Raw genomic sequence first — 20,674 nt, forward strand, 5'->3', positions numbered from 1 at the left:
GGGTCACCAGTCCGAAAATACGCATCTTCTTTTCTGCCGAAAAACCAAATTCACGTTCCAGGCTTCCACAGAGTCACTCCTCGGTTCGTCTTCCCCATTGACACCGGAAGAAAAACCGCCCGTATTGGTATTGTGGCTAACAAGGAACCAAACTGGAGGCTTTGAGCGATGAATTTCAGAAACCTGATCCCAACCGCCCTGGCGCTGGCAGTGGTGGCACTGGCCACCTCGTGCGAAGACAAAGGAACTCAGCCGAAAGACCACCCGATTGTCGGCAACTGGCGATGGGTTTCCTCGTGCGGCGGTTTTGCCTACAACTGCACCTGGGCCGATTCGACCGGCAAGTTTCGGGGTGTGACATTTGAGCGCAACGGCAGATACTCTGAATGGGGAGACGTCGTTTTCCCGCTCGCCAGCCGCTATCACATAGTGCGTAGACCCCGATGGTCCCCCAGCGACAGCGCCGACTTCGTACTGATCGATAACCGCTCTCCTGATATGTACATCGAGAAACTGACCAAGGACACGCTTGTGCTTAGTGAATATTGCCTGGACTGCTTCGGCCACACCTACGTCCGGCTCGGAAATATCTAACGAGCAGTCTGCCCGTTCCGTTGGGTCTTGCGCGACCGAGGCAGGATCAGTTCGTTCGAATTAACTTGTCGCGACAATGCCGAGGTCACGTGTGACCCGACGGTTTTTATGTTCGGTCAGGTCCTGTCGTCCGCCATCTGGCGGATGATGTGACCTGACCGAAATGCACAACTCTACCTGACCAGCACCATCTTCTTCGTCGCCACCAGGTCCCCTGCTACAAGCCGATAGAAATAGGCGCCCGAAGCCATCTGCGCACCGTCGTTGTCACGGCCATCCCACTTCAACTTGTGAGGCCCGGCTGACTGAGTCTCATCGACCAGTTTGCGTACTTCCTGCCCGAGCAAGTTGAAGATCGTTATCGACACGTGCGATGTTACCGGCAGCATGTACTCGATCACGGTCGAGGGGTTGAACGGGTTTGGGTAGTTCTGGTCGAGCGTGAAATCAATGGGCACATCACCATCGCCGACATCGGTGGGTGTGCCGGCGCTGTCAACGCCGAAGTTGTACAGAAACAGCTGCGGGTCCGGATCGCGACTCGAGTTGTGATACTCAACCACCGCCAGCGTGTAGCGACCGGCGGGAAGCGGCGGGGCCGCCTGCGTAAACTTGTAAGGTGCGATCGCCGTCAGACAGGGACCGGAGACCCAATTGTCCTTCCCAATAATGGCGATTGTCAGAACATTTCCGACCACCGAGATCGATGACCAGGCAACTTCGGGACTCCAGCAGAGATCCGGGAAATACCCGTCAATAGTTACGTGGAACGGGCTTCCTGCAACCGGCACGGGCGGGGTCAATGCCACCTGCACGACAGCAGCCGTGATGGATAACGCCGGCAGCGACAATGACGCTACCACAACGGCGGCATAACCGAATCGGCGGCCGATCGAAGCATGTCTTGAGTGAATAACTGATGATTTCATATTCCCTCCAGTTATGAGAACATAACTGCATTAAGAATTATTAATAATATACTACACGAGCATCGACACCACAAGCCACTTTCGAGCATTCGACCGGATTCACGGTATCTTCCACGTCAAGACGCAACCAATCCGGGATCCGTTCAGTCCCTGGGACACTATCGCTTTGGCCGACATCCGCAAAGTCTGGCTGGCAGCCACTACGCCTTTCAACTCCTTTCCCCTCATGGCGTTAGGCCTGTTCACGAGAATCTGCGCGCACCCCCACCGGCTTTTTAATTGACATCGTGGTTCCAGTATATCTATTTTAGATGCTATCACGGATCAAACCTGCATCGTTACCAGTATAAGTAGACCGAAGATGTCGCGTATACACAACACGGGACAACCAAACAGGGTTATTTGATACAACCAAACCAAACACACAACCCTCAAGGAGGAACTGTATGTTCAAGAAACTCGGACTGGTCATGCTCATGGTGGCGGCGTTTTGCCTGATGCAGATCGCCCCCGCGATGGCGTCCGATCCGGCCAAACCGGCGGCACAGCCGGAGGCCAAAAAAGAGACGACCGCCAAACCGATGGCGCACCAGCACACGTACGCCAACGAAGTGGCCGTGTGCGGCTGCGGCAAGCTGTTCGTGCCGGATGCCAACACCAAGTACATCGAGTACAAGGGCAAAGAGTACGCCTGCTGTACCGAAGGATGCCATAAGATGGCGTCCGGGAATCCGGAAGCTGCGGCCAAGGCATCCGAAGAGCAGCTCGCCAAGCTAATGGCACCTGCGACGACAGCCGAAAAGAAATAGCGCGAGCGACGGCACTCTACATCGATTGTATCGAGGCACCCGAGTCCACTCCGGATTCGGGTGTTCTGTTTTTTGCAACAACAGCTCCAATCCATCGCAGCCCGTTCGACACGCGCGAAGCGGTAAACCAGGCGCTGCCTGTTGACAAAACCGGACCAATGCGGCTATAATCACGGCTAAACTGTGCGTCGTGCGACGCCGATATTGTGAGCATTATGCATTTGTCGCGATACCTGACAGAGAACCTGATCAAGCTCGAGATGAGCACCGAGATCGAACCGTTTGTCGACGGCTGCTCGCTCGACAAGTGGCGTCTGAAAGCCAAGGAGTCGGTTTTGGGGGAGCTGGTGGACCTTCTGGACCAGGGGAACCGTATCGGCAATCGGACCAAGCTGCTGTTGGACTTTATCAATCGCGAGAAAAAGGCCACCACCGGCATCGGCAAAGGGGTGGCGATCCCGCATATACGGTCACTTCAGGCCAAAGAGTTCATGGTGGCATTCGCGCGCTCCACTCATGGCTATGATTTCGATTCGCTCGACCAGCAGCCCACGCATTTGTTCTTCGTGATGGCGTCCCCGCCCTATGATGACGGCATGTATCTGAAGGCGTTCAAGGCGATCGCCGAGATGTTTCAGTACGATGCGTTCCGCGAGGAGCTGATGAAAGTCTCCGCTCCCGGCGAAGTGATCCGCGCCCTCCGCTCCATGGAGTAAGTGACGTCGCCACTTCTGCCGCTTCGCGTGTAAAGACGATTAGTTCTGTGTTCCAATCCACAGAGGGCCTGTTGAAAAACTCTGCGGCTTCGAGAGTGGGAGCAACTGCCGGTTGTGGCGGGTCGTACGGCCGCACTTCAATGCCTGTAAGCTGTGTCATCGTCGCACTGAACGGAGTCGAAGTGCGGCGATGATATAACGTGCGGCCGTGTGACCCGCCACTTTTTCAACAGGCCCACATAGTTTGGGAATTTGCTTTATCGGCCGTCACATGTCGGCTGCCAGTAGATTCTTCAGATAGTACTTCTCTCGAGATACTTCACGAATCCATATGTTGGTATCCCGAAGATCGAACCTTTCAGGATTCCAGAAACCGCCAATCCATTCTTTCAACTCCTCGTGCTGTTCGTGGCCAGGATCAGCCAGTGCCTTCAGAAAATCCTCGTACCCTCCCGGGCCGCCGCAATCCTCCGGAGGACAGCACCTGCTTCCTTCCAGGCACCGCGGATATTTGATCTTCGGTCGAGCCGGTTCGATTGCCTCAACCTCTATCTGATGTTCCCATCCGTCACCGAAGTCATAGTCATACTGGAAAGTCAGGCCGGTCTCACGCACAACCTTGTTCAGCCGCACGGTTCGCTCATCGATATCCTTGGGATTCATATCCGTATCGGGATACGTATAGTAACTCCCATCAATTATGAACTGGTGTAAGTGCGAGTTGGTCCACCCCATCACACTTTGAATGATATGATGCAGTTGGATCAACGTGATGTTGGCGGGCACTTCGAACCGTCGCCAAATGGACGGTTCTATCTCGTTGAGCTTAATTTTTAGCCGGTAGATCATTGCAGCCGGCGAGCGTTTCAGCCGAACGCCCTTCTGTTTCTTCTCCATATCTGTTCCTCTCTCTATCGATCTCAGTCCCCGGTCGGCCTGATGGCGCTGGTTTCGACCATCAGCATGACGGTCTTCTGAGGCGCTCGCGGGCGATGCATCATCCCTTTGCTGATGGTCACCCCCTGATGCAGTCCAAGCTCGATCGTGCGGTCCGACAGGTCGATCAGGAGTCTGCCTTCAAGCACGAAAAAGAACTCGTCGTCGCGATCATGCTTGTGCCAGTGAAACTCCCCCTCGATAACACCGAGCCGGACGACGCTGTCGTTTACTTTCGTCAGCGTGCGATTCGACCACTTCTCGGTGATACCGGCCACGATTGCCGGAACGTCGATGAGTTGCTGGTGGTCGAATTGGATATCGAGATTGATATTGTACTCGGGTCGTTGGTTCATGGCGCTACTCCCTTTGGTCTGATCCTGAGATATTGGGAAGATAACGATTGACGCGAGCGTACGCAATCACGCCACCATGCCACCATTCATGGCTTGTTGAAGAACTATGCTGTTCTGAAGTCAGTAGCAATTGCTCGTTGTGGCGGGTCGTACGGCCGCACTTCAATGCCTGTAAGCTGTGTCATCGTCGCACTGAGCGGAGTCGAAGTGCGGCGATGATATAACGTGCGGCCGTGTGACCCGCCACTTTTTCAACAGTTCCTTCATGGCGGGAGATTGTTCGAGTAGCCCCGTAGCCACTTGTAGGTCAAGACCCCATCAGAGGCTTTCGCGGAGGGAGGGGTCTTGACATCACGGGCATCAATTGTCAAAACCTCGGTGCCGCACCTAATCAGGTGCGTTTGGGGAGGGAGTCCCGTAGCCAACCCGAAGTGTGTGGAACTCCGTTCGGGCTGAGTCTGACGAGTACCACTACGCTCAGAGAACATGCCTAAAACCCAACAACTGACCTCACTTCGCGGCTATCCATGGATCGACAACTCTCAGCCATAACGAAACTCAACACCCTTCGGGTGTGCTACGAACTATCGGTAGTGTCTCTAGTTACTCTAACTCCGGGCGACTGTAGGGTTGGAAGTCGTCCTGTGTAACACCCCAGTCCTCTTGCAAGAAGACGCTAAGCTCATCGTCGTTTAGAAACCAATAGTCGAACTCGTAACGCTCTTCAAGAGACGAGAAGAGATAAACGAAAATGCCGCCGGTCTTCTCAATGTCTCGATGCATGACGAGCCATCGAATTCCCTGTCTTCGATGTTTTTCTGGTATTTCAACGACACTCATTTTTCCCCTGGGGAGTCCTTAATATATCGGTACATGAAATTTCTTGATCACCTTGCAGCCCCGTAGCCCACCCGAAGCGTGTGGAACTCCGTTGGGGCTGCGTCCAACAATTGCCACTACGCTCAGAGAACATGCCTCAACACTCCACAACTGACCTCACAGCAGAGTTCATCCACAGACTGACGATTTTCAGCCAAAGCGAAACTCAACACCCTTCGGGTGTGCTACGAACTCTTTTTCAACAGCCCCTTCGTGTTGCGTTTCTTCCTCCGTCTGCAAATTCCCCCTTAACTCACTGCTTTTTCCGTACCGGCGCCTGTTGGCAAAAGCCATAGGAGCGCTCGACATGCATACTTCCCTTAGACAAATCGAGGCTAACCGTCGCAACGCCCGGAAATCGACCGGTCCAAAAACCCGCGAAGGCAAAGCCAGAGTTTCCCAGAACGCCGTCAAACACGGCCTCTACGCCAAAAAGATCGTCCTCACATCGCCGCGCGTCTCCGAGACTCAGGCAAAATACGATTCTCTCTGCAACGCCATTGTGAACAATCTTGACCCGCACTCCCCGCTCGAATGCCTCCTGGCCCGGCGCATTGCCAACTGCGTCTGGCAAATCGAACGGGCTGACAATTCCCCGGCCTCACTGTTTCCCGGCAACTGCGACGACGACCCAGACATCACTGATACGGAACTCCTGGCCGCCATCCGACTCCACTACAGATACCTGCAACTCAGGCGCCGCCTTAAGTGCCGCGTCAACCGAATTCACGCGATGCTCGTCTATGTAAAACAAACCGATTTGCCTGAAGCGGTTCAACAAGTTGCACAGGCGCTTCTGAATAATCGAACGCACCGTGAAACAAACCCGTTGCTGGAGAGGGTCCTCTGAAACCAGTACCACACCGGCACGGCCAGACCGCGAAGCAGTGTCGTCTGCCATATCTGAATCGGCGTGTGACCGGGTCCCCGCCTGCTATAAACTGGCACGATGTACAACATACCCCCGGCAGGATTCGAACCTGCTACCCTCTGCTTAGAAGGCAGATGCTCTATCCACATGAGCTACGGGGGCGTGGCTTGCCACTCTTATTCTGACGTGTATGATAGCTCGGATTAGGACGAAAGGGCAATACTAAAATGGACTGTTCGCAGGTCCAAGAGGCTCAGGTCCAGACGCCCGTTACCACAAACAAAAACCGGCAGGGTGGTAACCCCCTGCCGGTGTTCTCAAGCAGATGTAACCGCCCGGGCGTTACATCCGCTTTACATATTCTCCCGGCGGCTGGTCTTTGAAATGCCGGTTATCATCGTGGCACCCGCTGCACGTGGGGGGCGCATCGAATTTCCGCTGCGCATGACAATCGGTGCAGTCCACTTCGGCGTGGATCTCATCGAGCCGCAAACCGGTAACGGCATGTTTGAAATTGGCCGGATTCCAACCGCTGTGACAATTGCTGCACTGGTTGTTCATTTTCACAATCCGCTTGCCGGTCGGATGACAGGCACGGCAGACCAGGTCTTCGTGATAGGTACCAAGCGCCCAGCCTGTGCTTTCGTGGTTGAATCCGGGCCGCTCCCGATTGTCGTGACATTTGTCGCACACCGCTTTTCCGTGACAATCGTTGCAGACGGCGTGAACCTCCTCCTGCGTCTTGGCCAGCTTGGCCGGCTTGTCGATGTCGTGGCAATAGCTGCAGTTCTCTTTCTTGTGGCAGTCCACACACCGGAGCCCAAACAGGTCGATATGCTCTTTATGCTGGAAGGTCACCACCGGCCCCTGCTGATACGGCGTCTGGTACACTTTCTTCACGGGCTCGGTGATGATCGGGTGCGCGCTTCCCATGATGTCGGTAGAGTCAGCCACCGTATCGGACGTCTTGGTCTTGCCGTTAGGCTTGTGGCAGATCACGCATTTGGTATCGTGACTCCACTCACGGTGGCACGACAGGCATTGCCGGTGATAGGCCCCTTTGAGACTCGGTTGCCTCAGGTTTACGGCTCCCCCCTCGTTGGCATGACACTCCTTGCACGGAGGGACTCGACCCGACGGGCTGTAATGGTGGCAGGTCACACAGTTCTGTCCCATCTGCGCCATCTTGGCGTGAAGTTTGTGATTGAAGTGCACCGGCTGGTATTCAGATGCCAGCTCGTCAAGAAGCATCGAATCAGGGGCCTCGGAGAGCTGGTGAGCTGCCGTCACGTGCGTCATCGACAAACTGGGGCAGGCTTTCAGACACTTGTCTTTGGCGGTCGGGACCTCGCACGTGTGGCACTGTAAGCAGTTCATTTTGGGCATGCTCGATTGGGCGGAATCCTCGAAGCCTTGAGCCAACGGTGCGAAGACTAACCCTGCAAGCACAATGATGACAAGTCTCACGTTGTCTTTCCTATACATCTCAGTTCACCTTCCCCGCTTTGATAACCACCGGTGCGGAAACGGACGGCTGCCGGGCAGAGGTGTCTTCGTGCCCCGTAATCACCGGGAAATTGAGCACAACAAACCGATACACGAGCACCAGAGCGCATACCAATCCGACGGTGACAAGTATTTCGAAAATCGACGGGAAATAGGTCTTCGTCGGATAAAGCGGCTTGTATGCGACCAGGAACACGTTGATACGATTGAGCAGCACGCCGAAAATCACCATACTTGCCGAAGAAAAAAGACCGGCGACCGAGTGTCGTACTTTGGACATAGACAAAAGCACGATTGGCGCCACCACGCCAATAAGCAATTCTATGAGAAACATGATCGACTGAGTCAATCCCTCGAAAACCAAGGGCCAGGCCTCGCGAAGGGTCAGGTCTCCAATTTTGATGGCCAAATACACACCGAGCAGAATCGGCGTATAGCGGGCAATTGAGGACAGGACCGGAGTCTCCGGAATAAGTTTGAAACTTCGTGAGGCCAGTATCGACTCGAAAATCACCATCGGAAAACCGACCGCAATCGCAGACAGGAGGAACATCAATGGCGATATCGGCGTGTACCAAAGCGGGTGCATCTTGGTGGGCGCGATCACCATGAGCGTTCCCAGCGACGACTGATGCAGACAGGAGAGCACGACCCCCGCGATGATAAACAGGGAGATGAATCGGCCAAGATATTTCTCGCAGAGAATCAGCCATGAGTTGACGAACGTGTTCAATGCCGACAGCGGGCCGGGCAGGTTGACGCGGTTTTTGAACCGCTCGGCCACGATCGGCAGAAATTCGATATAGAGGACTGTTAGATAAATCATGACGCACATGCCGACCTCGAACAGCACCGAGTTCCCCTGCCACATGCTGGGCAGCATGGGGTGCCAGACGTTGTAATAGCGGCCGAGATCGGCCAGTAGGCCGATGACGACAAACGTGTAGCCCAGCATGGCGGTGAGCAGAGCGGGCCGCACGATGACGTGGTATTTCTCTTTGTGGAAAATGTCCGCAAGTGCTGCGGTAGTGAAGCCGCCGGCCGACAGCGCCACGCCGGAGGCAACATCAATAGCGATCCAGATTCCCCAGGGGAACTGATCATCGAGATTGGTGACGGCGCCAATACCGGCGATCAGGCGGTAGGCATAGGACGCCAGTCCGGCCAGCATGATAGCGAAGACGACTTTCGTTCCGGTCGTGAAAAACGGCACTTTCATCGGAGCGGCAGAAGCGTGATTACCCATGGTTCGCCTCCTCCCGGTCGCCATCTTTACGGAGAGAGTGCATTACCAAGCCGAGCACGCCGTATAGCGCAAGCGGCGGGACGAATGACTTGAAGACACCGTGCTGGATTGTCTCGGTCGTGTCGGGTATCGGTTGCGAGGTCAGTTTCGGAAGTTCGGTGTTGTTGAAATCGACGGCGGAGAGATACATCCAGGCAGTCCCGCCGACTTCGTATTCGCCGTAGATATGGTCGACATATCGGCCGGGGTTGGCATTCATCCGGCTGTGGGCGAGTTCGATAAGATCGCCCCGCTTTCCGAAAGTAAGTGCCTCGTTGGGACAGATCGCCACGCAGGCCGGTTTCTTCCCCTCCTGGGTGATTCGCTCGAAACAGAACGTGCATTTGCGGACTTGGGGATCGACGGCGTTGGCGTATTCATACGCCGGTACCTGGAACGGGCAGGCCACCATGCAATAACGGCAGCCGATGCATTTCCAGGCATCGTATACCACGGGTCCCTGCTCGGTCTTCTGGAGCGCACCGACAATGCAGGCGGAGGCACACGCCGGACCGTTGCAGTGCATGCACTGGACTTTTAAGCTGAACTTTTTATCCGGGTCGACCGGTGAAGCGAACTGATTGACGACAGTGTACGCCTTGGCGTCGGGACGACGGTGCTGTTGGAATACAGATTTGTCCTCGAATGCTTTCAGTTCCTGCGTGGGGAGCTTGTTGGCATCGTTGCAGGCCCACTCACACTTGCGGCATCCGATACAGGCCACGGTGTCGACCAGAACGCCGTACATCTCGTCGTAGTCGGGGTCGGCGACATGTTCAGAGGCATTCGCCGAGCCGGTTACCAAGGCCGCCGAGCCGAGCGCGGTCAGTTTGAAGAAGTCGCGTCGCCGTATATCCACGTGTCTCAATCCTCCGTTACCAAGAGGAGACCGATTTGCTCCTTAATTGTGAAATCATTCACAACGCTATCGCCGATACTATCATCATCGACTTAGTATACTATGTTACTTGAGCGCTGTCAACGAAAACGGGGACAAAAAGAACAATTTTCGATTTCTCTCCTAATTCCAGCCACTCCATGGAGTTATCGACCAGATGTGAGCAATTTGCGCAGCCCCGTTTGCCGCGACTCCAAATTCAGGATAGCATCGACCTTGCAAGGCAAGGATTACCATAAGCTTGTGACAAAAGGAACGAAATCCACCCTTTTCGTTCTAAAGAAAAGATTACCGCGAAACCTGACAAATAGCGGTCTTGAGGTATGCAGATTCGGGGAAATAGACGGATAACGGGTGGTCCGGCGCCTGGCGCACGGTTTTCAGCAAATGGAGATTAGCGCCAGCCTGAATCGATGCTTTTCGGAGGGTCATGATGAGGTCATCCTCGGTGAAGAAAGCAGAGCAACTGGAGCTGACCAAAAGCCCGCCATGAGCCACCATCCGAATCACGGCGCGATTGAGGAAATGATACGCCTTGCGGCCGTTCTCCATATCCTTCTGTGATTTGATGAGTGCAGGCGGATCGAGGATGGCGGTGTCGTACAACGGCTCATCGTGTGTATTCAGCCACTGGAAAACATCGGCGCACTCTGTCTGCACCTTTGCGGCATCCAGGCCGTTGAGTTCCGCCTGTTTGCGGCAAAACGGCAACGCTGTTTCAGAACTGTCGACATGATGCACGAGCTCCGCCCCGCAGTTCAGAGCGGCTACTCCGTTGGCGCCGGTGTAACTGAACAAGTTGAGAACGCGATGGTGCCTGGTGAGAGTGGTGATCTCGCGGCGCACTTCTTTCTGATCGAGGTAGAAGCCGGTCTTCTGGCCATGCATGATGTCGGCGGCATATCGAAGACCATATTCTCTGAACTCGACCTCGCCGGGCCCTTCCCCGTACCGAACCGAGACGAGTTCCTTCAGCCCCTCTTCCCTGCGCACCGGCAGATCGCTCCGCTCGATAATCGAGCGCGGATGAAACAGTTCGACCAATACGTTGACAATTACGTCACGCATGGCATCAGCGCCGGCGGTGGAGAGTTGGATGACGATAGTGTCGGCGTAGCGGTCGACGATCAACCCGGGTATGTTGTCCGATTCACCGAACACTACGCGGTAGCCGGTGGTATCGGTTGATGGGCCGTAGCCGAGAATAGCGCGCCTTCCATTCGCCTCTCTGATCTTACGCGTCAGCCAGCCGTGGTCTATGGCGGTCTGGCCGAACTCGAACACACGCACGGCGATCATCGATTTGGCCGAATAGGTGCCGGTGCCGAGTATAGAGCCGTCCGGCCCCGCGACATACACGAGCGAGCCGTGGGGAACGTCTTGTGGCTTGTCCTTAAGAGCTCCGGAGAAGATCCACGGGTGATGGTGGGTGATCGTGGTCAGTTTATTGGGTTTGAGTGTGAGGATGGGATACATGGAGTGAAGGTACGGTTGGGGTGGGCGGAGTGCAAGCAAATCGGGGACGCGGAACCAGAAGCGGTTCCGCGCTACAATGTCTGTCCTTGCTTGGTTCCGTGGTCAGATCATTTTAAGAAAAGCAGTTTTCGGGTCTCCTTGACTGAGTCAACTGTTGCGAGGCACATATAGACACCAGTTGCCACTGGTGAACCATTGGACGTCACGCCATGCCAAGGGAACTCGTGCATCCCTGCTGACAGGCGTTTATTGGCTAACACGGCCACTTCCCTGCCCAGAACATCGTAGATGGCAAGCCTCACTTGAGCAGAACGTTTCAGTCCCAAGCTGATTGTGGTCGATTGGTTAAAGGGGTTGGGATAACTTCTAAGCCCAATGGAAGAGTAATCACTTGTATCCCCAACCGGCTCCTCGACATCTGTCGCTACGCCCGTTCCCGAATAAATATAGACAAGCCCTTGGGTAAATTCGTTGTACGTCGTGAAGGCGAAGTCGTTGATGCTGTCGCCGTTGAAGTCCCCAAGACCGGCCACATCCATGCCCCAGTAAATGTGATACCCTGGCTCGTTGCCAACAAACAGGCCGATGTCCCACTGCGCATCAACATTTGGCCCGCCGTAGTATACCAGCACAAAACCTTCGCCTGACCAGGCAGTGGCATGGCTGACGATGAGATCAGCATAGCCATCACCGTTGATATCTCCGGCCGGGGCGGCGTGGTTAGGCATCATGGTCATGTACAGGTCAGGAACGGTGTCCATAACTGGTCCGCCAAAGTAGAACCAGCCAGTGTCGTCCTGAAATCCACTACTGACGAACAAATCATCGTACCCATCCCCATTGAGATCTCCAGGGCAGGTCATTACTTCGCCGAAGTTGTTGGAGCTGTGGAAGACCGTGTCATACGGCCCCCGGCGGTAAATGGTGAAATCCGGTAGAGTGTCAAAGCCCGGGCCTCCCCAATAGAGATACACGCGGCCCTTGTTCGGTTGGCTCACCTGCGTGATATGACTGACGGCCAGGTCCTGTTTAGCGTCACCGTTGAAATCACCCAGAGCAGTTTGATAACCGAAAGAGCCCGCCGACACGGGTGGCAATTCATGTTGCCTTAGTATCATGTCGAGTAGGGTGTCTTGCCCTGCACCGATCTCAAAGATCTGTACCTCACCGAAGTTAAAGCGGTCAATGATGATTTCGTCAAAACCATTGGAATTTAGATCCTTCCCGATCATCGGATACAGGTCCGGCGGATTAGCGTCAGCCCCCAGGTTGAAATCCCGAACGGTGTCACGCAAGGGGCCTCCATAGTACACGCCTGTTTTCCATCCAAACGAAGAGCGACCCCGGAGCATCAAGTCGTCCCAACCGTCGCCATTCACATCTCCAGCACCACCATAAGAATTAGTACTGTCGAATTTCCAGTACGGAAGAGTGTCGAATGACCTCCCGCCGCGGTACAAGTAGTTCGAGCCACGGCCGTTGGAGATAATAAGTTCGTTGATTCCATCACCATCCTGGTCTCTCAAGGGAAGAAGCTCTGACCCAAACAGTACGTTGGTCGTGTCGGCCTTTATGATGCCTAGGAGTTGTGGTGTATCGGCGAAGATGCTCCCGCCAAGACACGCTGACAACAAGATGATGTGTGGAACAGTGGGTTTGCGAAACGCTAATCCGAAATATCGCGCCAAGGCTGAATCGCAGATCATTGAGTACGCCTATCACACACAAAGATGGAGCTTTGCCTGCACTATAACCAAGATACTCTAAGACGGAAATCTGTCAAGTCACGTAGCTGTTCCACAGGGTGAGCAATACGGCGGAGGCTGAAATAGAAAAGGAGTTGTAGGTCGGCGTTTCGAGCGGTTGAATTGGCTTCAACCACCGCACGCTTCGTACAGAACATGGTTCAAGCATCCGTCATCGCAACAGAAACACAGCGAGAAACCCGACATCACTTCTGAATCCCTCTAAGTGTCTTCTGAATCCCCCTAAGTGTCGGGTTTCATGCTGCGGATGCACAGTCAATCTTAACTCCCCTTCTGGCGAACATGAACGTCTGTCTCGGAGGACTCTCAAACCTTGGCCGCATGAAACCACGACCTACGCCCTGGATTTGTCGACTGCTACAGTTCCATCGTCATACGAGATAATGACTGCATGGGTAAAACAATAGTTATGCAGTTTTTGAATGGGGTACGGAGAGGCTGCGAATTGTCAGCCTTACCGGAGTTCATCACCCTTCGGGTGCGCTACGAATTGCTAAGTGGAAAGGACAACGATGCGGTGTGTTCTCCGTGCACATCTCTCTCAAGCGACGCGAAGCGGTAAAACTGGCAAGCCAGTCGGGGTGAGAGGATTTGAACCTCCGACACCCTGCTCCCAAAGCAGGTGCGCTACCAGGCTGCGCTACACCCCGATCTCTACTCTGAAAAGAAGATAATAGACCGGCTCTCTCTGGCTGTCAAGGCTCCAATGCGTCCGTTTCAGAGGGAAAACGACAGTTTCCCCCTATGAAAACAGCCACCGTTCGAGTGTCCGGTCGTTCCAATTTCGCCATCACTGGACCATCGGGTACCCCCTTTTCCATCTGGTCAAGACCTAAGGAACGTTTGGTCAGGCCCATAGAAAATATTGTCGGCGCCATTAAGTTTTTTGTTGAACCAACAGCCCGCCATAACGTTATAAGGGGTACACAAGAAAGGAGGTGGTCCAGAAATTGAAAAACGACCGATGTGAGGTGACTGCTGCTTAGTCGCCACCTCGACTAGTTGATAGTTGGGGTGCGCTAGGCAAATCCCAACAGTTAAACCGGCCTGACGGCTCAAAAAAGCCGTCAGGTTTTTTTATCGATTCCAAGCGAATTATGCCATTCCAGCGATTTCCCCCTCGTATTCCCCTCATTTGCCCTGTTCTGCCGGTTTCTGGTTGAAGCAGTCCGCCAGAGTGGAGGGGCCGAGCCAGGGGATGATCTCGACAGAGAACCGTCCGGCTTTGACACTCGGGTCAGACTCAGCCAACGCCTGAGCTTCTTCAACAGTCTCCACGTCGAGGATGAAAATTCCGGCAAGAGCATCGGTGGCTTTTTGATCCAAGAACGGCCCGGCCAGCGCCAGCTTGCCGTCCTTCTCCATTTGCAGGATATGGGCCATGTGCCCTGACGATATTGTCTCCACTTCGGGCGTTCTCTCGGCTGTCCAGTTCGGGCCCCGTCGCAGGAACACCATGTAGTACCGTTTCATCTCGTATGCAGGGGGTTGAGACGCGCTATCGGCCTGAACGGTGGCGCTTATTTTTGACGTGACACTTGACCCCTGATCGGTCTCTGTACGAGCGCTATCATCGCTCGCCGAGCCTGCTGAAAGAAGCAGAGCAAACAATACTGCGATTACGTTCATGTTCTATCCTCCGTGTTTTTCATAGGGAAGATAGATTGGTGTGGCTTATCGGACAATAGAGGAACCGTCGGTCGTTCACTAAAGACGAATCGACGAATTGAAACGGAACGCTCTTTGGCTCACCAGGTATTCGAACGGCTGGTGGTCGTGTTGGCCCAGATTTCACCGGTGGATTGCTTGTAGACCCAGCCGCCGCGATTACCGCGCGTGCGCCCTTTGGGAAAGCTGTTACCGTTGATGACGGAATCTGGAGCTCGATTGGTGGCCTGGTATGGGTTGGGGGGCAGTTTCCCCACGAGCACGGTGCCCGGAGTCCGAAATTGGGCGTAGGTGGGCCACCGGGGAGTGCCTGTTTGTACCGCCTGTGCTGTCTGATACAGCACGATAGCTGAGCGCATGGCCGCCAGAGACTCTTTGGTGACCGCCTGGCGGGTGGCGCTGCGCAGGTCGCGGTATCGCACGACTGCCACCGAGCTGAGCGTCCCTGCAATGACGATCACGACTATCAGCTCAATAAGTGTGAATCCCCCTCTTCCGTTCGTGTGCGATTTCATGTGCCCTGCAATTCGAGAAGAGAGTTGCCTTGTTGCCTAATATTGTCGTCAGGCAACATGGATAACTTTATCATCGGCGATTGACTCCCGTCCCAACCTGTCGTTCCTCCAAAAACAATTTACTTGTCATGCGAGAGAAGCCACTCGTATTTTCGGCCGGCAACTATACGTGGAGTTTTGTCGTGTCCTGGCGCGAATACCTGGAAATCCTGACAGCGATTATCATCATTGTGGATCCACTCGGCGCGATCCCGATATTCATTTCGCTGACCGGGAACCAGAGTGAACACGAGCGTTCCCACACGGCGCGAGTGGCGGTTCTGTTTGCGGCGCTGGTGTTGATCGGCGCGATCTTTGCCGGGAAACCGATGCTTGATTTCTTCGGTATTCGCATCGCTTCATTCCGGGTAGCGGGCGGGATACTCGTGTTCATGACAGCGCTCTCGATGATGAACGCCAAGATCTCCGGCAGCAAGCAGTCTCCCGAAGAAGCCAAGGAAGCCGAGCATAAGGAGAACGTGGCAGTGGTACCGCTGGCGGTGCCGTTGCTGGCCGGACCGGCAGCGATCAGCACGGTTATCATCTACGCGCATGCCGGAGCAGGCTGGGGATTTCGAGGATTCCTGGGGCTCTGCGTGCTGCTGGTAGCACTGGTTGTCTGGCTCTGCCTGCGGTTGTCCATTCCCCTTTCAAGCAAGCTCGGCCGCACGGGCCTTAATAATCTGACTCGCCTTATGGGACTGCTGCTTGCGGCTATCGCGGTCGAGTTTGTCGCCACGGGGGCTCAAGAACTGTTTCAACGGACGCCATAGTCGCTCACCCTGACCGAGCGTGTGGTGCGAAACACCACAATAGGACACGTCGTTTGTGGTAGGTTCCACCGCAACCTGGCGGGGACTCGTTTTGGTGTCAAGTCATAACCGCTTGACCAACAAGCCATTCTGACAACGTTTTCTTCCCGCGATATTTGGCACGGAAGTTGACTTCTGTTTACACAGAATTTTGCGTGCGTCCGTGGGCGAGAGCTACACGCTTACGGAGCATTGCGAGGCGAAAGTTCTTTGACAGCGCGGGGTTCTCAGCAGGGGGAACGTACGTAACACCCTTTAACTTACGCGGTAGAGGGTCGAAGCACCCAATTGCCTCCAGGATACCAGGCTATTGGGTGATTTTTTTTGCGGGAAGAACTGCCTACGTGCGACGGGACTTGAGGAGTTTGTACACTGCCGAGAAGTCCAGGTCCTGAATCCCAGCCGCGACACACTGGTCGTACAGTTTTTTCACAACCGGTTCCATGAGCATCGGATATCGGACGGACAGCGCCAGGTCCTCAAGATACGACAGGTCCTTGTGGATAAGCGCCGCAGAGAACTGGACGGCAAAATTCTCTTCAAGTAGTTTGGATTTCTTGGCATTCAGGAGGGCGGAATTTCCGGCTCCAGCGACCAGGATATCGAGGGCAGAGCCTCTTGAAATGCCGGCATGCTCGGCGAGAGCGATCGCCTCGGCGATCGCCACCATGAACGAACCGAGCACGAGATTATTGACCAGTTTCATCTTGGTGGCGAGGCCCGGGGGTTCCAGGTAGAAGATCTGTCGCGACAGGTGCTCCAGGAGCGGCCGAACGGTCTCGAATGGAGGTTTCTGACCGCTGACCAGGACCACGAGTTCACCTCGTGCAGCCGGTACGACACTTCCGAGAACAGGCGCTTCGAGATACCAGGCGCCTCGCTGAGTCAACTCTTCATGAAACGCCATCACGCTCAGATAGTGGTTAGTGGTGGTATCGACTATGATCTTGTCATGGCAGTCGGCCGCAAGCAGACCGTTCTCGCCCTGAAGCACCTCGCGCACGGCATCGCTTCCAAACAAACTGAGAAAAATGATCTCCGTGCGTGTGGCCAGCTCGGCTGGAGTGGCAGCAATTTCGACATTCAGGTCGTCCGCTTTGGTCTGCGTGCGGTTCCACGCGATGAGATCGACACCCTGTGCGATGAGGCGGTTAGCCATTGCCTTACCGAGCGAGCCGAGCCCGATGAATCCAGTTTTCATTACACAACCCCTGCTTTTGAATCGTCAAGATGCTACAGGATCCTGCCGGGCGCAACGGGGAAACGAAAGAGAAGCCACCTGACAAAACGGCTTGGCGGGATGTGGACTTGCATATATATTATTGGGAGAAGCATCAACGGTTCTCGAATAGCGGGAGGTGCACATGAGAACTTCTCTAACGGCCATCTGGGTTACTTTGATTGCGACCGTCGCTCTTTCAACTGCTGCGTGGTCGCGTGACTTGGAAACTGTCCAGGCTTCGGATAAGACGATCACCGACTGTTCGGATTCTTCGATGACGACGTGGTCCGATTTTTGTCCTGGCCTGTGGCCCTGGTGCGTGGGGGTGCAGAGCACCAAAGACCTGCGCGCTTCTTTCAACTCGTACGGGCAGCTCGGCACGGGGTACTCTTGGTGCGGTCGCGACATCTTTGGATGTACAGTGCCCTCGTTTGAGACTCCGCCGTACAGCCACAACGACTATCTTTTCAGCGGCGCCGTTTGGATCGGTGGGATTGTCGGGAATGACACACTCGTCTCGGTAGCTGCAGACGGATGGTATCAGAGCCGAGAATTCTATCCTGCTAATGGACCAACCCGCGGGGCGAGCATCACACAATTCAGATCGCATTTGGGAACGTCACTACGATCTGAGGCGACCGACACCTTTACGGTTTCTGTGCCTGGCATCATTCTTGATGATGACTGGCTCACCGGACGTCCTCACATCCCGCTCGGCGTGCGAGTCGTACTTCGGAGTCACACGCTGGATGTCGCACCTTACGACCAAACCGTGCTCTACGATCTGATCGTCAGCAATATCAACAGCCACACCATCCACGACGGATACGCAGGGCTGTTCTTCGACGCCGACGTGTACAATCGCACCATTGATCTTCCTCCGAACGGATATCGCGATGATGCAGCGGGCTCGCTGAAGGATCAGCGAATCGCGTACATTATCGACAACGACGGAGATCCCGTTGACAACGCGTTCGATGCACCCACTTGTGTGCCGCGAGCATTTGCGGTGAAAATACTCCGCACGTCGGTCCCATTCGCCGACACTAACTTCAATTGGTGGATCAGCAACGGCAACCCTACCTGTGATTTTGGACCGAGGCAGAAGGCGGACAGCTTCGATTTTGGCACCGGTGGCATCGGAACTCCGGTCGGCGACAGAAACAAGTATCACATTCTGAGCTATCCGGAATGGGATTACGATGAAGTACTCATCAGCACAATAGATTCGACTGATCCGGTATGGCGTTATCCGATACCCACTGGACCAACGCCGTACGGCTGTGACAGCGATGTCCGGATGCTCATATCGGTGGGCCCGTTCGAGCTGCCGCCGGATTCGAGTATCGTACTACAATTCGCAACGTTCACCGGCAGTTCCATCCACCATATACCGGACAATCTCGATAATCTCGCCGTCGATCCGAATCTGTACCTGGCTAATCTGAATCTCGATCAGCTTATCGATAACGCCGCTCGCTCCGACACGCTGACGGAATCGTTGCTGATCCCCACGACACCGGTCTCCGGGCTGACGGTTGCATACCGTGACCGTGATTCGGTAGTTCTGACCTGGGACCCGTGGCCGTTTGGCAGCGAAGTAACGGGGTACAATATCTATGTAGCTGAGGTACCGGACTCTGCCTTGCCGTATCCGGGCATAGTGCCGCCCTGGTACATGCCAGGTGATTATCACGTTCATGCGAGAGTAGGACGCGTTTCTCGATACAGGATCAGGGGACTCGACCCCGACAGGTTCTACGCGCTGAATATCTCGACCCGGGTTGCATGCAAGTCAGGGGAGTTGGGAGCACCGGTTTTCGTGCCGCGACCGGACGACCGCCCGGCGGCACCCACCGTTACTTGCTCGACACTTATCGATGGCGACCTGTTCGTCGCCTACGGCGAGCCGTTCACGTTGGAATTCAGTCCGACTGCCGGTACCGAGGCGATGGAGTATCATGTGTACAGGTTCGAGTCGACGGCGCAGGCGTCGTCACGGCGACTGCCTTACTACAGTTGCAGCGGACTGGATTCGCTGATACCGCTTCGGGACTCGTTTCTCGTTGACGGGCAGGCGGTCTATTATTACGCGATGGTGCCGTATGCGGTGGTTTCGGCAGATGTGGCTCGGTTTACGGACACGGCAATGGGGGAAGGGATGATGTACGTTCTATCCGCGGTCGATTCAGCTGGTATCGAGTCGAATTTCTCTGCCCCTATAGTGACCTGTATTCCTGAATCACGAACCAGGGACATTCTCGTAGTGACGAAGTCTGTGCCCAGCCCGGCGGTCATGCAGGTTGCTGTCGATACCATCCGGCAGTTTTATCAGTCGATCCTTCAGGGCTATGACTTTGACTTCTACTTTCTCTACGACACCACTGTGTCTACCTCCTGCCCCTCGCGGGACCCCAACTGTCTCGATTGGCGCGATCTGTCTCGATATAGACTCGTGATAATCGACGATGGCATGAAAGATGCCATCCTGTCACCGCACTGGTCGGTATCCTGGCAGGCGTTTCAGAGATACTCGCGAACCGGAGGCACTCTCGCCTATTTCGGTGGCTTCAGTCCGTTTCGGCGTTTGGAGTCAGCTCCGATCGACGGCTTTGTGAACCTCGGCTGGGAAGAGGATCTCGTCGAGTCCGTTTTCGGTGTCGATTCAGTAATGGGTGTCCCCTACTACTACTACTGGTTCAACAATCTGTCGCTTGCCACCGATTCGCTGCTCGGCTTCAATTGGGCGGAGCCGTTAACCACTGGAATCCCTGCAAGCTACTACGACACCACGCGATACCCATTCCTGGCCACTTTTCAGCAATTTTGGCCGCGAACTTCGGCGCCGGCAGTCGCGGTTTTTAAGCCGGTATCCGGCGCCGAGCCGATCCATGTGTATCGCTCGCTCTATCCGCCGTCGTCTTTGTACGAATCGGAGACAGTCGGACTCAGGTTTAAGCCGATTGCGATCAGTGAGAATACCACCTACACCTTCGGTTTTCACCTCTGGTACATGCAGCCGGACCAGGCGAGAGATTTGATTCACTGGATTCTTCCCCCCACTCCAACCGACTTGGCGGATGAAGAAGGAACCCTGCCCGAGCGATTCTTGCTCGCCCAGAACTATCCCAACCCGTTCAACCCGACGACCACAATTTCATATTCGCTGTCGCGGAAATCTCACGTCACGCTTGAAATATTCAACATCCTCGGTCAGCGGGTGCGGACATTGTTGAATGAAGAAAAACCTTCAGGCACGTACCGGATCGAATGGGGTGGTGACGATGATGCCAGGCACAAAGTGTCAACGGGTATTTATTTGTATCGCTTGAAGACGGACCAGGAGACGATCTCGAAGAAAATGCTCTTGCTCAAATGAGCAACGGTCGTTGAAGAG

General features: G+C 54.8%; 18 protein-coding genes and 2 tRNA genes. 6 read left to right on the plus strand and 14 right to left on the minus strand.

Annotated elements, in window-relative coordinates:
* Positions 1 to 168 precede the first annotated feature (168 nt).
* Complete coding sequence (locus AB1644_03460; GenBank protein MEW6050104.1) at positions 169 to 594, plus strand: hypothetical protein; 426 nt, start codon at positions 169 to 171, stop codon at positions 592 to 594.
* Between the two features lie 173 nt (positions 595 to 767).
* Here AB1644_03460 and AB1644_03465 read toward each other — a convergent pair whose 3' ends face one another.
* The gene (locus tag AB1644_03465; GenBank protein ID MEW6050105.1) at positions 768 to 1,523 is read right to left on the minus strand and encodes a FlgD immunoglobulin-like domain containing protein; all 756 of its coding nucleotides are present in this window, start codon (positions 1,521 to 1,523) and stop codon (positions 768 to 770) included.
* A 446-nt stretch (positions 1,524 to 1,969) separates the two neighbouring features.
* Here AB1644_03465 and AB1644_03470 point away from each other — a divergent pair, with 446 nt between their 5' ends.
* Together AB1644_03470 and AB1644_03475 are read left to right on the plus strand one after the other, a co-directional pair.
* On the plus strand, positions 1,970 to 2,332 hold the full coding sequence (locus tag AB1644_03470; protein ID MEW6050106.1) for a hypothetical protein: 363 nt from the start codon (positions 1,970 to 1,972) through the stop codon (positions 2,330 to 2,332).
* Positions 2,333 to 2,547: 215 nt separating this feature from the next.
* Positions 2,548 to 3,048, plus strand: a complete 501-nt coding sequence (locus AB1644_03475; GenBank protein ID MEW6050107.1) for a PTS sugar transporter subunit IIA — start codon at positions 2,548 to 2,550, stop codon at positions 3,046 to 3,048.
* Between the two features lie 267 nt (positions 3,049 to 3,315).
* Here AB1644_03475 and AB1644_03480 read toward each other — a convergent pair whose 3' ends face one another.
* The 3 genes from AB1644_03480 to AB1644_03490 form a co-directional block, all read right to left on the minus strand.
* Positions 3,316 to 3,945: a plasmid pRiA4b ORF-3 family protein gene (locus tag AB1644_03480; protein ID MEW6050108.1), complete on the minus strand. Its 630-nt coding sequence runs from the start codon at positions 3,943 to 3,945 to the stop codon at positions 3,316 to 3,318.
* 23 nt (positions 3,946 to 3,968) lie between these two features.
* Positions 3,969 to 4,340, minus strand: a complete 372-nt coding sequence (locus AB1644_03485; protein MEW6050109.1) for a cupin domain-containing protein — start codon at positions 4,338 to 4,340, stop codon at positions 3,969 to 3,971.
* 603 nt (positions 4,341 to 4,943) lie between these two features.
* A complete protein-coding gene (locus tag AB1644_03490) occupies positions 4,944 to 5,123 on the minus strand; it encodes a hypothetical protein (GenBank protein ID MEW6050110.1) in 180 nt (59 codons plus the stop codon).
* Positions 5,124 to 5,526: 403 nt separating this feature from the next.
* Here AB1644_03490 and AB1644_03495 point away from each other — a divergent pair, with 403 nt between their 5' ends.
* Entirely contained in the window at positions 5,527 to 6,069 is a 543-nt protein-coding gene (locus tag AB1644_03495; protein ID MEW6050111.1) for a hypothetical protein, read from the plus strand.
* A gap of 109 nt (positions 6,070 to 6,178) precedes the next feature.
* Here AB1644_03495 and AB1644_03500 read toward each other — a convergent pair.
* The 9 genes from AB1644_03500 to AB1644_03540 all read right to left on the minus strand — a co-directional run bounded on the left by AB1644_03500 (position 6,179) and on the right by AB1644_03540 (position 15,204).
* Positions 6,179 to 6,252, minus strand: a tRNA-Arg gene (locus tag AB1644_03500).
* A 180-nt stretch (positions 6,253 to 6,432) separates the two neighbouring features.
* Positions 6,433 to 7,467, minus strand: a complete 1,035-nt coding sequence (locus AB1644_03505; GenBank protein MEW6050112.1) for a cytochrome c3 family protein — start codon at positions 7,465 to 7,467, stop codon at positions 6,433 to 6,435.
* A 109-nt stretch (positions 7,468 to 7,576) separates the two neighbouring features.
* Positions 7,577 to 8,842: an NrfD/PsrC family molybdoenzyme membrane anchor subunit gene (gene nrfD, locus AB1644_03510; GenBank protein ID MEW6050113.1), complete on the minus strand. Its 1,266-nt coding sequence runs from the start codon at positions 8,840 to 8,842 to the stop codon at positions 7,577 to 7,579.
* Entirely contained in the window at positions 8,835 to 9,740 is a 906-nt protein-coding gene (locus AB1644_03515; protein ID MEW6050114.1) for a 4Fe-4S dicluster domain-containing protein, read from the minus strand. Before AB1644_03515 ends, nrfD begins: the two co-directional genes overlap by 8 nt.
* Positions 9,741 to 10,067: 327 nt before the next feature.
* Entirely contained in the window at positions 10,068 to 11,255 is a 1,188-nt protein-coding gene (locus AB1644_03520; protein MEW6050115.1) for a class I SAM-dependent rRNA methyltransferase, read from the minus strand.
* 107 nt (positions 11,256 to 11,362) lie between these two features.
* Positions 11,363 to 12,961: a FlgD immunoglobulin-like domain containing protein gene (locus AB1644_03525; protein MEW6050116.1), complete on the minus strand. Its 1,599-nt coding sequence runs from the start codon at positions 12,959 to 12,961 to the stop codon at positions 11,363 to 11,365.
* 636 nt (positions 12,962 to 13,597) lie between these two features.
* Positions 13,598 to 13,671, minus strand: a tRNA-Pro gene (locus tag AB1644_03530).
* Positions 13,672 to 14,152: 481 nt separating this feature from the next.
* Positions 14,153 to 14,650, minus strand: a complete 498-nt coding sequence (locus AB1644_03535; protein ID MEW6050117.1) for a YciI family protein — start codon at positions 14,648 to 14,650, stop codon at positions 14,153 to 14,155.
* 119 nt (positions 14,651 to 14,769) lie between these two features.
* Complete coding sequence (locus AB1644_03540) at positions 14,770 to 15,204, minus strand: type II secretion system protein (GenBank protein MEW6050118.1); 435 nt, start codon at positions 15,202 to 15,204, stop codon at positions 14,770 to 14,772.
* Positions 15,205 to 15,386: 182 nt separating this feature from the next.
* Here AB1644_03540 and AB1644_03545 point away from each other — a divergent pair, with 182 nt between their 5' ends.
* Positions 15,387 to 16,016 (plus strand): MarC family protein, encoded by a 630-nt coding sequence (locus AB1644_03545; protein ID MEW6050119.1) that lies wholly within the window; start codon positions 15,387 to 15,389, stop codon positions 16,014 to 16,016.
* A gap of 379 nt (positions 16,017 to 16,395) precedes the next feature.
* Here AB1644_03545 and AB1644_03550 read toward each other — a convergent pair whose 3' ends face one another.
* Positions 16,396 to 17,256: an NAD(P)-dependent oxidoreductase gene (locus AB1644_03550; GenBank protein MEW6050120.1), complete on the minus strand. Its 861-nt coding sequence runs from the start codon at positions 17,254 to 17,256 to the stop codon at positions 16,396 to 16,398.
* 163 nt (positions 17,257 to 17,419) lie between these two features.
* Here AB1644_03550 and AB1644_03555 point away from each other — a divergent pair, with 163 nt between their 5' ends.
* The gene (locus AB1644_03555) at positions 17,420 to 20,656 is read left to right on the plus strand and encodes a T9SS type A sorting domain-containing protein (GenBank protein ID MEW6050121.1); all 3,237 of its coding nucleotides are present in this window, start codon (positions 17,420 to 17,422) and stop codon (positions 20,654 to 20,656) included.
* Positions 20,657 to 20,674 lie beyond the last annotated feature (18 nt).

This window comes from Candidatus Zixiibacteriota bacterium (assembly GCA_040753875.1).
In the GTDB taxonomy this organism is placed as follows: Bacteria; Zixibacteria; MSB-5A5; order GN15; family FEB-12; genus DATKJY01.